Here is a 13,825-nt window from a genome sequence, read left to right as displayed (position 1 = left end):
GACGCTGATCGGCGACACGGACTTCAGCCATCCCGATCCGCAGCTGCTGGAGTCGACCGGAGCAGCGCGCACCGCCGAAGGCAACGGGCACCAGGGCGAGTTCACCGCCGACAACCAGTACTTCATCGGAACCGACGAGGACTTCGCGCCCTACGGAGCAACGAACTTCTCGATCACCAGCGGTACGAACGCGGGCGCGTACCCGTCCGTGCCGGTGCCCGGTTCCGCGCCGATCGTCGTCCTCGACGACGACAAGCTCAACGGACCGGTCGTCTACGGCGGCTACGGCTGCCCAGGATCGGCACCGATCCCGACGCCTGCCTCGATTCCTGGCTACGAGGCGTCGCTGCGGGCGGGCGAAGAGAAGGTCGTGGCGCTGCAGCGCGGACCGACCGGCGACCCGAGCGCGCCTGAACCTGCCTGCTTCCCCGGTGAGAAGGCACATGAGGCCGTGCTCGCCGGCTGGGACGCCGTGGTCTTCGTTCAGCGGCATGGCGGAACCGAGAACCCGCCGTTCTGCGGCTCCGGCGGCTTCGTCGACGTCGTCGTCGGCGTGTGCACGAACCACGAGGCGTACCACAAGATGTTCGGCACGCCGGTCAGCTTCGCCTACCCCGACGGGCCGGCGATCGGCACCGTCGGCGCGCGGATCGAGGCGACCGCGGCGTTCGACGGCTGGGGTTACGTGCACCTGTTCAGCAACCAGGCGGACGCGAACAAGAAGTTCGCCGAGTTGGACACGTTCGCCATCCCCGAGGCCATGGACGAGAACTACGCGGTCGGGTTCGGTGACCTGAGCGTGCACGAGGTCGCGACCGACCCCAACAACGCGGGCCGGGCCTACCTGTCGTACTACGCGGGCGGTATGCGCTCACTGAAGATCCAGTGCAGCAGCCCGGACAACTGCGAGCTGGTGGAGAGCGGCGGATATCTCGCGCCCAGCGGCAACGACTTCTGGGGCGTCGAGACGTTCACCCGCAATGGCAAGACCTACGTCGCGGGCAGTGACCGCGACGACGGTCTCTACCTGTTCGCCACCGGACCGCAGGGGTGAGGTGAGGGGCGCGAGCCGGGCGAGGACACCTCGCCCGGCTCGCCGTTGTGGGCTCAGTCCGTACCCTGAACCCAGTTCTCCGGAAGGGGTGAATGTGGGTTCGCGGCGTGTGAAAACCGCAGACGACAGGAAGGTCCGGATGGGCCGGCCGCCCCTGGTCGATCGGGAGGCGATCATCCGGGCGGCACTGGAGATCGGGTTCTCGCGGCTCACGATGCCCGCGGTGGGGGAGCTGCTGGGGGTCTCGCACTCCACGGTGTATCGATACTTCCGGAGCCGGGACGACCTAGCGGCCGCGGCGGTCGACCAAGCAGTCGATGCGATCGAGTGGCCGGAGCCCGGCGAGGACTGGCGTGCCTACCTGGCGGAAACGGCATGGGCACATTGGCGCCTCTACTCGGCGCACATCGGTCTGGCGAGGGAGATCACGGCGTTGCGGGTCATAGGACCTGCCCTGGTCAAGCGTGACAACCAGACTGGAGTCCACCTTCTCGAATACGGATTCGATCCGGTCGACGCCGTGCTCGTGGTGGACATGCTGGCGGAGTTGGTCACCCAGGCGTTTCTGGCCGCGCCGGAACAGACTGGTGACGCCGTCGACCTGCTTCAGCGCCGCCGGCAGGAGCTCATCGGCCCGTGGATCGATCAGTACGACCCACGCCTGCAGGAGGTGCTCGTCGGCGCCGTGTCCGGGCCCGCCGCCGCGTGGTTCGAACGGAAGCTGGCCCTTTTCCTCGACGGAGCGGCTGGTCGTCGCGCTGCCCGCTGAGTTGCGGTAACTTTGTGACAGGGTGTTAGTAAGTAGCCCTGTCACGTTGCCGAACCTGGGGGAGGGGCAGTGCAGCAGTCCAAGCCGACGCCGTCGGCTGTCGAGAGCCCGGAAGTCCAGGCACCGGATCCCCGGCGCTGGGCAACGCTTGCCGTTGTCGTCTCCGCGCAGCTCCTGATCGTTCTGGACTCGTCGGTCGTCACCATCGCGCTGCCATCGGCGCAGGCCGAGCTCGGGATGTCCGACTCGGCCAAACAGTGGGTCGTCGCCGCGTACACCCTGACGTTCGGAGGCTTTCTCCTCGTCGGTGGTCGCCTTGCGGACGTGCACGGCAGAAAGAAGATCTTCCTGCTCGGCTTGCTCGGCTTCGCGCTGACCTCGGCACTCGGAGGGCTTGCCGTTGGACCGGTCATGCTTCCCCTGGCTCGCGCTGCGCAGGGGGTGTTCGCCGCGTTGCTCGCTCCTGCCGGCCTGGCGTTGTTGACGACCGCGTTCAGCGATGCGCGCGAACGCGCTCGCGCCTTCGGCATCTTCGGCGCCGCGGTGGGATCGGGGATGGCCGTGGGCATGGTTCTCGGCGGCGTCCTGACCGAAGCCGGGTCGTGGCGATGGTGCCTGCTGGTGAACGTTCCGCTGGTGCTGGTCGTCCTCGTTCCCGCCGTTCGGTTTCTCGCCGAAAGCCAACGCGACGCCGTGGTCAGGTACGACCTGCCCGGCGCGATCACCGGCACGCTCGGCGTCGGAACGTTGATCTACGGCCTCAGCGAGGCGGAAACCGTGGGCTGGAGTCATCCGTCCACCGTCGCGTTCGGACTGGCCGGGCTGGCGTTGCTCGTCGGGTTCGTCGTCATCGAACGCAGGTCTGAACGGCCGATGATGCCGCTGCGCATCGTGGTCGACCGCGTGCGCGGCGCCGGGTACGCCATCGTGTTCCTCGCCGGAGCCGCGCTGCTGGCGTTCTACCTCTTCCTGACCTACTACCTGCAACTCGTCCGCGAGTACTCGCCACTGCTGACGGGACTCGCGTTCCTGCCCAGTGCTGTCGGCGTCTTCGTGGGATCGTTGGCGGCCGGCCGGATCCTTGGTCGAACTGGTCCGCGAGCCGTGTTGACCACAGGTCTGTTGATGGGCGCGGCCGGCATGGCCTACCTCGGCGTGCTCGACCCTGCCAGTGGATTCTGGTCGGTGCTCTTCCCCGCACTGCTGGTGAGCGGCCTGGGCATCGGAGCTGCCCTCACCACGGTCACCAAGATCACGCTGGACGGCGTGCCGTCTGGTGACGCGGGTGTCGCCGGCGCACTGACCAACGCGATGCGTCAGATCGGCGGAGCGGTTGGTGTGTCGGCGCTCAACGTGGTGGCGCTGTCCGTCACCGCGGCGAGCGGCGCTGCGGGAGACGACGCGCTCACAGATGGCTATGTTGCGGCGTTTGTCGTGGGCGCTGGGCTGCTCGCGTTCGCAGCGGTCGTCGCCGTTGTCATGACCGGCTCACGACGTGCGCGTGGGTAGCGACTTCAACCTGGCTTCATACGAAAAGCTGATGTGTTCCTTGGGTACGTCGGCGCATTCGCTGTAACGAGTTGGTCTTGCCGACCGAAGTTGCAGACGACGGTATCCTACTAGGACGAATAGTATTCCCGGTGTTGCGCTGAGTCACGGTGATCGAGGCGGTTTGGGGGCTGACCGCATCGGTCGAGCGGCATCGTCGCCCTGGTCGGAAGTTCGAGAAGTGGAGCGCCATGTCGGCCCAGCAGCCCCGGTCGCGGCTCGTCCTGCGGTTCTTCGTCGTCTGTGTGCTTGTCGCCGCCACGTTCGTCACGACGAACCTGGTGACGGCTCCGCCTGCCACCGCGGCTCCATGTGACGCCCCGGTGGTCAACAAGGTCGCGTGTGAGAACACGAAGCCGGGAACGCCGAACTGGCAGGCGCCCTACCGTGACGACACCATCTTGGGCTACACCACCGACATCAGCGTCACGCCGGGCGGCCAGGTCCAGTTCAAGATGCTGACCAGCGCGCCCGCGTACCGCCTCGACATCTTTCGGCTCGGTTGGTACGGAGGCGTGGGTGCGCGCCAGATCGGCACCGTCTCCCGCAACACGCCGCAGAACCAGCCGCCATGCCTGCGGGACGCGCCGACCGCGCTCATCGACTGCGGCAACTGGGCCGTGTCGGTGACCTGGAACGTGCCGTCGGATGCCGTGTCCGGCATCTACTATGCCCGAGCGACACGGAACGACACCGGCGTGCAGAACGAGATCGTGTTCGTCGTCCGCGACGACACGTCCACGTCGAAGATCCTTTTCCAGACCTCGGACGCCACCTGGGTCGCGTACAACCGTTACGGCGGCAACAGTCTCTACTTCGGTGACGGCCCCGGCCAGGGCGGCAGCTCGTACAAGGTCAGCTACAACCGTCCGTACACCGGCGGCGACGGCGACGAGAATTTCATCTTCAACGCCGAGTACCCGATGCTCAGGTTCCTGGAGCGCAACGGCTACGACCTCAGCTACACGACCGATGTGGACTCCGCTCGGCGCGGGCACCTGATCAAGAACCACAAGGTGTTCATGGCCGTCGGCCACGACGAGTACTGGTCGAACGAGCAGTGGGACAACGTGATGGCCGCCCGTGACGCTGGCGTGCACATGGCGTTCCTGACCGGCAACGAGATCTTCTGGAAGACCCGCTGGGAGAAGAGCATCGACTCCTCCCAGGCGGACTGGCGCACGCTTGCCTGCTTCAAGGAGACCAAGGGCACCCAGAACGACGGCCTGAACGACTGGACCGGCACGTGGCGCGACCCGCGCTACAGCCCACCACAGGACGGCGGAAGGGCAGAGAACCAGTTGTTGGGCAACTGGTTCACCGTCAACGGACGCCGTGACGACTCCCTGCAGGTGCCTGCGACCTACGGCAAGATGCGCTTGTGGCGCAATACGCCGCTGGCGAACATGCCCGCGGGTTCGACGTACACCTTTCAACCGGGCACCTTGGGTTACGAGTGGAACACGGTGCCGGACAACGGCTTCCAGCCTGCGGGCGTCGCGCAACTGTCCCGCACGACGGTGTTCGTCGATGGCTACTACGCGTTGAAGAACTGGGGCGACCAGTACGGCTCGAGCAACGAGACGCACGCGATCACCTACTACAAGGCGGCTTCCGGCGCGCTGGTGTTCGGTGCGGGCACGGTGCAGTGGGCGTGGGGCGTGGATGACGAGCACGCGTTCCTCACTAACACGCCGACATCTGACATCCGGATGAAGCAGGCGACCGTCAACTTCCTCGCCGACATGGGGGTGCAACCGGCGACGCTGCAGAGCGACCTCGTCGCGGCAACGGCGAGCACTGACAAGACACCTCCGGTCGTCTCGATCATCAACGTTCCCGCCCAATCCACCGTCGGGCAGCCCTACACCTTCTCCGGCACGGTCACCGACGCCGCCGGCCAGGTCGCCGGGGTCGAAGTCTCGACCGACGGCGGGAACCGATGGCATCCGGCTGTCTGGGAAGCCGGCAAGACCACCTGGACCTACACCTACACCCCACCCGCGTCAGGGTCGGCGCAACTCCGTGTACGCGCGGTGGACGACTCCGTGAACCTCTCCACCCCGGTGACAGCTTCACCCGGCGTCGCCGCGCGAACCTGTCCCTGTGGCATGTGGACGAACGCCGACACCCCGATGGTCGTCGACCAGGCTGACGGCGGTCCTCTCGAGCTCGGTGTGAAGTGGCGGGCCAACACCAGCGGCTACGTTCGTGGTGTTCGTTTCTACAAGAGCGCCAACAACACCGGCACGCACACCGGCACCCTGTGGTCGGCCACCGGTCAGCAGCTCGCCACCGGCACGTTCAGCAACGAGACCGCGTCCGGCTGGCAGACGTTGACGTTCCCGGTACCGATAGCGGTCACGGGTGGCACGACCTACGTCGTCTCCTACTTCTCGCCCAACGGCCGATATTCGGTCGACGCGGAGTACTTCAGCCGCCAGTCGCGGTACCTGGAACCGCTGACCGGTCTGCAGACCGGAGTCGACGGCGTCAACGGCGTGTTCCGCAGTGGCGCCGGATTCCCGGACCGCAGCTCGCAGGACAGCAACTACTGGGTCGACGTGCAGTGGGCACCCGACCCCGGCCCGGACACCCGCGCGCCGGAGCTGACCAGCACCAGTCCGTTGAACAGTGCGAGCAGCGTGAGCCTCACCCCGGCGGTGAGCGCAACCTACGACGAGGCTGTCGATCCGACGTCCGTGCAATTCACCCTGACCGGTCCGGCCGGTGCCGTCTCGGGCACCACCGCGGTGGCGGGCACCGGCAAGACGGTGACCTTCACGCCGGGGCAGGCGCTGACGGCTGCAACCACCTACACGGCAACGGTGCGGGTCAAGGACGCCGCCGGTAACCAAACCGCGCAAACGACCTGGTCCTTCAAGACCGGGTCACCACGTCCTGCCACCTGCCCGTGCACCGTGTGGGACGACTTCGCCGCTCCGGAGATAGAGAACGCCGACGACAAGTCCGCGATCGAGCTGGGCACGAAGGTCCGGTTCAACGGCAAGGGCGAAGTTCTCGGCGTGCGCTTCTACAAGGGCGCCGGCAACACCGGTACGCACACCGGGTCCCTGTGGTCGTCGACCGGACTGCTGCTCGCCACCGGAACCTTCAGCGGCGAGTCCCCATCAGGCTGGCAAACCCTCACGTTCTCCTCACCTGTTGTCGTACAGGCGAACACGACCTACATCGTGTCGTACTACGCACCCAACGGCGGCTACGCGGTGACCGGTGGCTACTTCAACGGCCAGACCGCGAGCTACGGTGGGATCCGTGCGCTCGCGAACGGCACGGACGGCCCAAACGGTCTGTTCCGCTACGGAGCCGGCGGAGGATTCCCGACCTCGAGCTACAACGGCGCGAACTACTGGGTCGATGTCGTGTACCGCAGCGGTCTCAACGGTGACACGACACCGCCCACAGTGGACACTCGCGCTCCGGGCGTAGACGCCACCGGTGTCGCGGTGAACGCGCCGCTCTCGATCCGGTTCAGCGAGGCCGTCGACCCGGCCAGCGCCCAGATCTGGCTGACCGATCCCGGCGGCGCGAAGCTGTACGGCACCGTGGCGCTCTCCGGCGACCAGCGGACTGTCACGTGGACGCCGACCGCGGCTCTGACACCGTCGACCAGATACGCGGCGAGCGTGCTGATCGCCGATGCCAACGGCAACGCAATGGCGAACACCGCGACCTGGTCCTTTACGACGACCACGACACCGACGTGCCCGTGTTCGTTGTTCAGTGGTGCCACCGAACCCACGCTCACGTCGTCCGACGACACCGGCTCCTACGAGCTCGGTGTGCGATTCAGCCCGACGCAGAGCGGCCAGATCGGCGGTGTCCGCTTCTACAAGGGAGCCAAGAACACCGGCAGTCACACGGGCTCGCTGTGGTCCTCGACCGGGCAGCGGCTGGCCACCGGCACGTTCAGCGGCGAGTCGGCGACTGGCTGGCAGACTCTGACGTTCGCCACACCCGTCACCGTGTCGCCGGGGCTGACCTACACCGCCTCGTACACCACCACTACCGGCGGCTACTCGGTCGACGCCGGCTACTTCCAGGCCACCGGGGTCAACGCACCACCGCTCACCGCGGCGAAGAACGGGGAGGGCGCCCCCAACGGCGTCTTCCAACCGGGGGGTGGCTTCCCGACGATGAGCTACCAGGGCAACAACTACTGGGTCGACGTCGTCTACACGCCGAACAGCGACACTTCGGCGCCCACCTCGACCGGGCACACCCCGCTGACGGACGCCACCGGGGTCGGGCTCACCAGCGCGGTCACCGCGTCGTTCGACGAACGCATCGACCTGACGAACACGCAGTTCACCGTTGCTGATCCGCGCGGTGCGACGCTGACGGGCACGCTGAGCCGGTCCTCCGACCAGCAGACGGTGATCTGGACGCCGTCCGCACCGATGGCCGCGTCTACTCGTTACACGGCGAGTGTGCGTGCGGCGGACTTGAACGGCAACCTGTCCGCGCAGGCGGTCACGTGGTCCTTCACCACGACAGCGAGCCAGATGTGTCCGTGTTCGTTGTTCAGCGCGGCCACAGTGCCGACGACGGCAGCGGCGGACGATACCGGTGCCTACGAGCTCGGCATCCGCTTCGTGCCCGCGGTGAACGGCACGATCACCGGCGTCAAGTTCTACAAGGGGCCGGGCAACACCGGAACCCACACCGGCTCGGTGTGGTCCGCGAGCGGAGAACGGTTGGTCACCGGCACGTTCAGCGGTGAGTCTGCGGGCGGCTGGCAGACCCTGACGTTCTCCGCACCGCTCGCGGTGACCGCCGGAACGGCCTACATCGCCTCTTACACAACGACAACAGGTCGGTACTCGGTGAACGCCGGCTACTTCGGCGGGTACACGGTGACGAGTCCGCCGCTGTCGGCGCCTGCCACCGGGGAAGGCGCGGCGAACGGCGTGTACCAGGTCGGCTCCGGGTTCCCGACGTTGTCCTACGGAGGAAACCACTACTGGGTTGACGTGGTGTTCTCCACGAGCTAGCAACCAAGGATGGCCGCCGCCCGCCAGGGGGCCGCCTCGCTGACGGACGTTCGCAGCGAGGCGGCCCGGCGGCGTGCGTTCGCGGTGATCAGCCATCCAGACGCGGGGAAGTCGACGCTCACCGGGGCGATCGCGTTGCACGCGGTGGGGAAGACGCAGTTCGACGTGGCCACGTACCGAATGCTGTCCGACTACGGTGCGCCGATCCTCCTCGACCACTTGGAGTACTCGGTCGTGGGCAGGCTGACCGATCCGCGCAGGCGGCACGAGCTCGCCCGCCTGGTTGCCGGGGTCGACTGATCATCCGGGCCACGCCTGCATCAGCAGATCGGCGTTGAGCTGCTGACGTACGTCGAGCAGCAGCAACGCGAGGACGAGACCGGTCCGTGCAGGTTCACGGGAGGAACCCCGACGATCCGCAGGACTGTGGCGGCGATGTCGAAGAGTGCCACTGCCCAGGTGAACTTCGCGGCGTGATCGTGGCCTGATCAGCCGATCCGGAAGCCGGCTTCGTGTGACGTCATCGTCCCTCGGGGTGCATTGCGTTGATCTCGGCCTTGCCGACCGACTTACTATCATCAATAGTAGGTGTTGTGAGTGTGCGGACCAGGCGTCAGTTCGACGAGGACACCGTCGTGCTCCCCAGGGTCAGGGCAGTTCCGCGTGACGGCATCGGGCGCCGTGCGGTCCGCGGTTTCGGCGAACTCCTGATCACGGTTGGGCTGGTGGTGCTCCTCTTCGTCGTGTACGAGGTGTACGTCACGGACCTGCTGTCCGTGCGCAAGCAGAACAACGCCGAAGCCCAACTGAACGCGCAATGGGATGCGGACGCCAACACCGTGGCCACCGATCCGCAACGTCCGATCAGGACGAACCTCGTGCCGGGCGAGGCGTTCGCGAAGATGTACATCCCGGCGCTCGGCGAGGACTACCGGTTCGCCGTCGTCGAGGGCACCACCCCGGCGGACCTGGAGGTCGGGCCTGGCCACTACCGGGCCACGGCCGGACCGGGGGAGAAGGGCAACTTCGCGGTCGCCGGCCACCGGGTCGGCAAAGGGGCTCCGTTCAACGACCTCGACCTGCTCCAGTCCTGTGACGCCGTCGTGGTGGAGACGGAGTCGATGTGGTTCGTCTACCGCGTGCTGCCGATGACGAACGAGAAAGTGGGTTGGGCTCAGGGCAAGGGGCGCGACCCGCGATGCGCGGGCGTCCAGCCGCTCGAGCTGACTCACGGTGCTCCGTACGCGAACACGCCCGGACAGGAGATCGTCCTGCCCGAACAGGGAGAAGTGATCGATCCGGTGCCGAACTACCGCGGTGAGCTGCCCGCGGACCAGATGGCGAGCCTGATGACGATGACGACCTGCCACCCGAAGTTCTCCGACCGGCAGCGGCTGATCGTGCACGCCGTGCTGACGCAGTCCTATCCGAGGAATCCAGGCTTCCTGCCCGGTGAGCTCACCGGCGGGTGAGGTGCCGGCAATGGCAAACACGATGTTGACAGGTGCTCCGTAGGATGTCGGCCATGAACGGCACGGCCCGCACCACGCACGGCGCGCGAGGACATCTTTCGCGGCTGACCGTCGTTCTGGCCGTGCTCGCCGGGCTGGCCTTGGTGGTGGGTGTGCAGTGTGCCGACGGCATGTCGATGGCACACGACCGCCACGAGCTCACCGTCGAACGCCCCGTTGCGGCCGGGATGCTCGTTGCTCTGGACGCTCCCGGTGACAGCGACACGGGCGGCGAGCTCGCCGCCTGCCTGATGCTCATCGTGGCTGTCATCGCCATCGTCGCCGGGCTGAGGCTGCCTGGTTTGCGCAGCTCAGCGGCGATATTGCGGCCTGCCCGTGCGGTGCTGGCGGCGGTCGTCCTGCCGCGAGCGCCAGGTCTCGCGAGACTCTGTCTGTTGCGGATTTAGGAGAGGTCTGCCCGCATCCCGGTTCGACGCCGAGGTGACGGGCAACGACGCGCCGCTTGCGGCCTTTCCCATCCCATCTGGAGGAGCTTTCGTGAATCTTGCTGCTGTCCTGGTCACCGGCTTGTTCGCCGGTGGTGTGTCCTGCGCCGCGGTGCAGGGCGGCCTGCTCACCGGACTGATCACCCGCCAGCGCGCGGCGACGCCCGAACCGGTGGCCCCCGCCCGTCGTGGGAAGAACAGGCAGGCCGCCGCGATCGCCGAGCGGCGGAACTGGCGCACCCAGCTGGGGGACGACCTGGCCCCGGTCGGTGGCTTCCTGGCGGGCAAGCTGGTCTCGCACACGCTGCTCGGCGCGCTGCTGGGCGCACTCGGCAGCGTGGTGGAGCTGTCGGTCGGGCTTCGTACGTGGCTGCAGATCGGCGCCGGCCTGCTCATCATCGTGTTCGGGCTGGCACAGCTCGGAGTTCCGGGCTTCCGCGGCATCGTCATCGAACCGCCGGTCTCCTGGATGAAGATCGTGCGCAGTCGCGCCCGTTCGCAGGCCGCGCTGGCGCCGGCCCTGCTCGGCTTCGCCACGGTGCTGATCCCGTGCGGTGTCACACTTTCGGTGGAGGCGCTGGCACTCGCGTCCGGTTCCGCGCTGTCGGGAGCGGCGACGATGGCGGTGTTCGTGCTCGGCACCGGTCCGCTGTTCGCGATCCTCGGCTACGCCGCCCGCAAGGCGGCCACCGCCTGGAAGGGCAGGTTGGCCCTCGTGACCGGCCTGGTGGTGCTGGCGATGGGCCTGTACACCCTCAACGGCGGCCTGGAACTGGCCGGATCACCCTTGGCGGCAAGCAAGATCGCACGATCCTTCGGATCAGACGAGGCTCCCGCCAACACCGCTGTCGTGTCTGAAGCGGACGGACAGCAAACGGTGGTGATCACCGCGCGCAGCGGCTCCTACAGCCCCGACAACGTTCAGGTCCGTTCCGGTGTATCGACGACACTCGTCGTCAAGTCGGAGAACGCGCAGGGTTGCGTGCGGTCCTTCGTGATCCGCGACGAGCAGAAGATCCTGCCGGTGAGGGGCGAGACCCGCATCGATCTGGGCGTGCTGCAGCCGGGGCAGTTGGACTACGCCTGCGGGATGGGCATGTACACCGGCGTCATCACGATCGTCTGAAAGAGGATCCACTGTGGCCACCACGACGCACATCTTCCGAGTCGAGGGCATGCACTGCGGCAGCTGCGCGCTGCTCATCGACGACGCTCTCGAAGACCTGCCCGGCGTCCAAAGCACCCAGACCACCGTCAAGCAGGGGCGCAGCACGGTCGAGCTGGACCCGAGCCAGAACACTCCCGAGGACGTGATCCGCGCGATCGAAGAGCTCGGCTACCAGGCCTCGCCGATGTCCTGACGATGTCCAGCGCGCCGGGCGGTTCGGGAGAGACCGCCCGGCGCGACGTGTCATCCTTCGAGGCGGCGGATGACGTTGATGGGGCCGATCGAGTCGATGTCGGCGATCTTCACGGGAACACCCTCGGTCGAGGCGTGCACCGCGCGGACGCTGTCCACCGCCATCGCGACGTGGTGCTGGTCCGCGTAGTAGATGATCAGGTCGCCCGCCTTGACCTCGTTGCGCGACACCGTGCGGCCGACTCCGGCCTGACCGTAGGTGGTACGCGGGATCGACACGCCGGCCGTGCGGTAGGAGGCCTGCATCAGGCTGGAGCAGTCCCACGCGTCGGGCCCGTTGGCGCCGAAGACGTACCGGTCGCCACGCTGCGCGAGCGCGTACTCCAGCGCCTTGCCCGCGGTACCGGCCGGAACGGCGATCTTCGACATGTCACCATTGCTGCCGAGCACGCCGCGGTCTGAGGCGTTGAGCTGGTTGTACTGCTGACGGGCGAGCGTAACCTGGCTGTCCAGCTCGGCCTTGCGCTGGGCGATGTCCGCGACGGCCTTGTTCGCGCCGTCAGTGGCTTCCTGGGCCCGGCGTTGAGCGTCGTCAGCCTGGGCGACCGCGTCCGTCAGCTTGCCGAGTGCCTCCGCGTTGTCGGCGGCGAGGATGCCGAGTGCGGACATCCGGTTGAGGAAGTCCTGCTGCGAGTCGCTGACCAGCATTGCCGAGAGTTGGTTGAACCTGGCGCCCTGGAACGTCGACTCGGTGATCACGTCGACCTGCCCGCGCAGCGCCTCCTCGGCCTGCTTCGCGGTACCGAGATCCGCCTTGGCCTTCTCCAGGTCGCCCTGCCTGGCCTCGAGGTCCTCCTGCGCGCGCAGATGGTCCTCGTTGAGCTTCTCGGCCTGTTTGGCCAGGTCGGTGTACTTCTTGAGCGCTTCCGAGGCGTTCGGCGGCAATGCCGGATCCGCGGAGGCGGGGGCCAGGCTCGCTGCCGCGACCACGGCCGCAGCCGCTATCGCTCCACGGACCGTGCGCCTTGAGAGGGGCGACACCACGTCGCGTGTTCCTCCTTCATCGCGGAGGTCGTCGCCCTCTGTGGCGCGGCGACCCCGGTTGGAGACCCGAACGGACTACTACGGGCCTGAAGGTCGCGGACAGGTTACGGAACGTGGGTCGATTCGTCCACTAGCGGGCTTAGTACTGTTCTTGATCGTATGTTTTCGAGGTCAGCCGACGGTGATCGTCGTCTCCATGCCGTTGGCGCGGTGGTTGCCGACCGAGCACCACAGCTCGTACTCGCCGGGCTGGAGCGTGACGGTCACGCGGCCTTCCTGGCCGCCCGGCAGGATCTCGGTCCTGGCCGAGTCGACGCCGGGCCCCTTGATCAGCAGGTCGTGTGGGGCGTTGCCCTCGTTGCGCGCCGTGAACGTGTAGGCGCCGGGTGCGAGCGTGGTTTGCGGGAGAGCGATGCGGTACTCGGTTTCCGTCACCGTGATCTCCGAGCCTGCGGGCGGTGGAGGTGGCGGGAGGTGGTGTGGCGGTCGGTGCGCTGGTCTGTTCCGCAGCGTTCTGGACCGAACAGGCGGAGAGCACTACCCCGGCCGCCACTGCCGCAACACACTTCGACCACTTCATGTTCGGTCCACCTCCCGCTCGGCGGGCGCTCAGCCCAGCGCGTTGATCAGTTCTCGGCATGCCTCTTCGCAACGGCGACACGCCTCCGCGCACACGCGGCAGTGCTCGTGCATGCCCGCGTGCTCTGTGCATGCATCGCCGCACGCCTTGCAGGCGGCGGCACAGGCCTCGAGGGTGGCGCGGGTCAGGTTCGCGTCGTAGCCCGTGTGCCTGGACAGAACACGTCCGGTCGTGTCGCAGATGTCCGCGCAGTCGAGGTTCGTCCGCACGCACTTGACCAGTTCGGCGACGTTCTCCTCGCTCAGACAGGCGTCGGCACACGCCGTGCACGCCTGGGCGCACTCGAAACACGCGTCGATGCAACGAGCCAGTGCCTGCTGGTCCACGCCGCCCAGGTCTGCCGGGTAAGTGCGGAGCATCTCGGTCGCCTGTGTCATGGTGACTCCTCCTTCATTGACGGTCAACGGCATCCGAGTACCCCGGCGGGGCGTATCCGAC

At 67.2% G+C, this 13,825-nt stretch carries 12 protein-coding genes; 9 read left to right on the top strand and 3 right to left on the bottom strand.

All coding sequences use genetic code 11. From position 1 onward, the window contains the following. The 9 genes from BLR21_RS43035 to BLR21_RS40105 form a co-directional block, all read left to right on the top strand. On the top strand, positions 1–1,054 hold a 1,054-nt coding region (locus BLR21_RS43035; RefSeq protein WP_176930027.1), incomplete at its 5' end, for a hypothetical protein. 109 nt (positions 1,055–1,163) lie between these two features. After that, positions 1,164–1,823 carry a TetR/AcrR family transcriptional regulator gene (locus BLR21_RS40140; protein ID WP_218131116.1) on the top strand — a complete coding sequence of 220 codons (660 nt, stop codon included), beginning with the start codon at positions 1,164–1,166 and terminating at the stop codon, positions 1,821–1,823. 69 nt (positions 1,824–1,892) lie between these two features. Beyond that, on the top strand, positions 1,893–3,332 hold the full coding sequence (locus tag BLR21_RS40135; protein WP_090015257.1) for an MFS transporter: 1,440 nt from the start codon (positions 1,893–1,895) through the stop codon (positions 3,330–3,332). 230 nt (positions 3,333–3,562) lie between these two features. Then, the gene (locus BLR21_RS40130; RefSeq protein ID WP_090015255.1) at positions 3,563–8,386 is read left to right on the top strand and encodes a DUF4082 domain-containing protein; all 4,824 of its coding nucleotides are present in this window, start codon (positions 3,563–3,565) and stop codon (positions 8,384–8,386) included. 9 nt (positions 8,387–8,395) lie between these two features. Then, positions 8,396–8,686 (top strand): hypothetical protein, encoded by a 291-nt coding sequence (locus BLR21_RS40125; RefSeq protein ID WP_090015253.1) that lies wholly within the window; start codon positions 8,396–8,398, stop codon positions 8,684–8,686. A gap of 299 nt (positions 8,687–8,985) precedes the next feature. Next, positions 8,986–9,858 (top strand): class E sortase, encoded by an 873-nt coding sequence (locus tag BLR21_RS40120; RefSeq protein ID WP_420843939.1) that lies wholly within the window; start codon positions 8,986–8,988, stop codon positions 9,856–9,858. A 53-nt stretch (positions 9,859–9,911) separates the two neighbouring features. Continuing rightward, positions 9,912–10,304: a hypothetical protein gene (locus BLR21_RS40115; RefSeq protein ID WP_143028123.1), complete on the top strand. Its 393-nt coding sequence runs from the start codon at positions 9,912–9,914 to the stop codon at positions 10,302–10,304. Between the two features lie 91 nt (positions 10,305–10,395). Beyond that, entirely contained in the window at positions 10,396–11,469 is a 1,074-nt protein-coding gene (locus BLR21_RS40110; protein WP_090015249.1) for a sulfite exporter TauE/SafE family protein, read from the top strand. A 13-nt stretch (positions 11,470–11,482) separates the two neighbouring features. Continuing rightward, the gene (locus BLR21_RS40105) at positions 11,483–11,704 is read left to right on the top strand and encodes a heavy-metal-associated domain-containing protein (protein WP_090015247.1); all 222 of its coding nucleotides are present in this window, start codon (positions 11,483–11,485) and stop codon (positions 11,702–11,704) included. Positions 11,705–11,754: 50 nt separating this feature from the next. Here BLR21_RS40105 and BLR21_RS40100 read toward each other — a convergent pair whose 3' ends face one another. The 3 genes from BLR21_RS40100 to BLR21_RS40090 all read right to left on the bottom strand — a co-directional run bounded on the left by BLR21_RS40100 (position 11,755) and on the right by BLR21_RS40090 (position 13,764). Continuing rightward, positions 11,755–12,693, bottom strand: coding sequence for a C40 family peptidase (locus BLR21_RS40100; RefSeq protein ID WP_256335242.1), 939 nt, complete (start codon positions 12,691–12,693; stop codon positions 11,755–11,757). 225 nt (positions 12,694–12,918) lie between these two features. Next, positions 12,919–13,182, bottom strand: coding sequence for a cupredoxin domain-containing protein (locus BLR21_RS40095; RefSeq protein WP_090015243.1), 264 nt, complete (start codon positions 13,180–13,182; stop codon positions 12,919–12,921). A 174-nt stretch (positions 13,183–13,356) separates the two neighbouring features. Continuing rightward, entirely contained in the window at positions 13,357–13,764 is a 408-nt protein-coding gene (locus BLR21_RS40090; RefSeq protein WP_090015241.1) for a four-helix bundle copper-binding protein, read from the bottom strand. Positions 13,765–13,825 lie beyond the last annotated feature (61 nt).

It is taken from the genome of Lentzea albidocapillata subsp. violacea (genome assembly GCF_900100275.1).
GTDB lineage: Bacteria > Actinomycetota > Actinomycetes > Mycobacteriales > Pseudonocardiaceae > Lentzea > Lentzea violacea.
The sequence above is the reverse complement of the archived record's forward strand: the minus strand, read 5'-3'. Positions and strand labels throughout refer to the sequence as shown.

Excerpts from the sequence above, each read along its gene's own strand:
- BLR21_RS40125 (WP_090015253.1), top strand. The coding sequence starts at position 8,396 with ATGGCCGCCGCCCGCCAGGGGGCCGCCTCGCTGACGGACGTTCGCAGC.
- BLR21_RS40090 (WP_090015241.1), bottom strand. The coding sequence starts at position 13,764 with ATGACACAGGCGACCGAGATGCTCCGCACTTACCCGGCAGACCTGGGC.
- BLR21_RS40115 (WP_143028123.1), top strand. The coding sequence starts at position 9,912 with ATGAACGGCACGGCCCGCACCACGCACGGCGCGCGAGGACATCTTTCG.
- BLR21_RS40130 (WP_090015255.1), top strand. The coding sequence starts at position 3,563 with ATGTCGGCCCAGCAGCCCCGGTCGCGGCTCGTCCTGCGGTTCTTCGTC.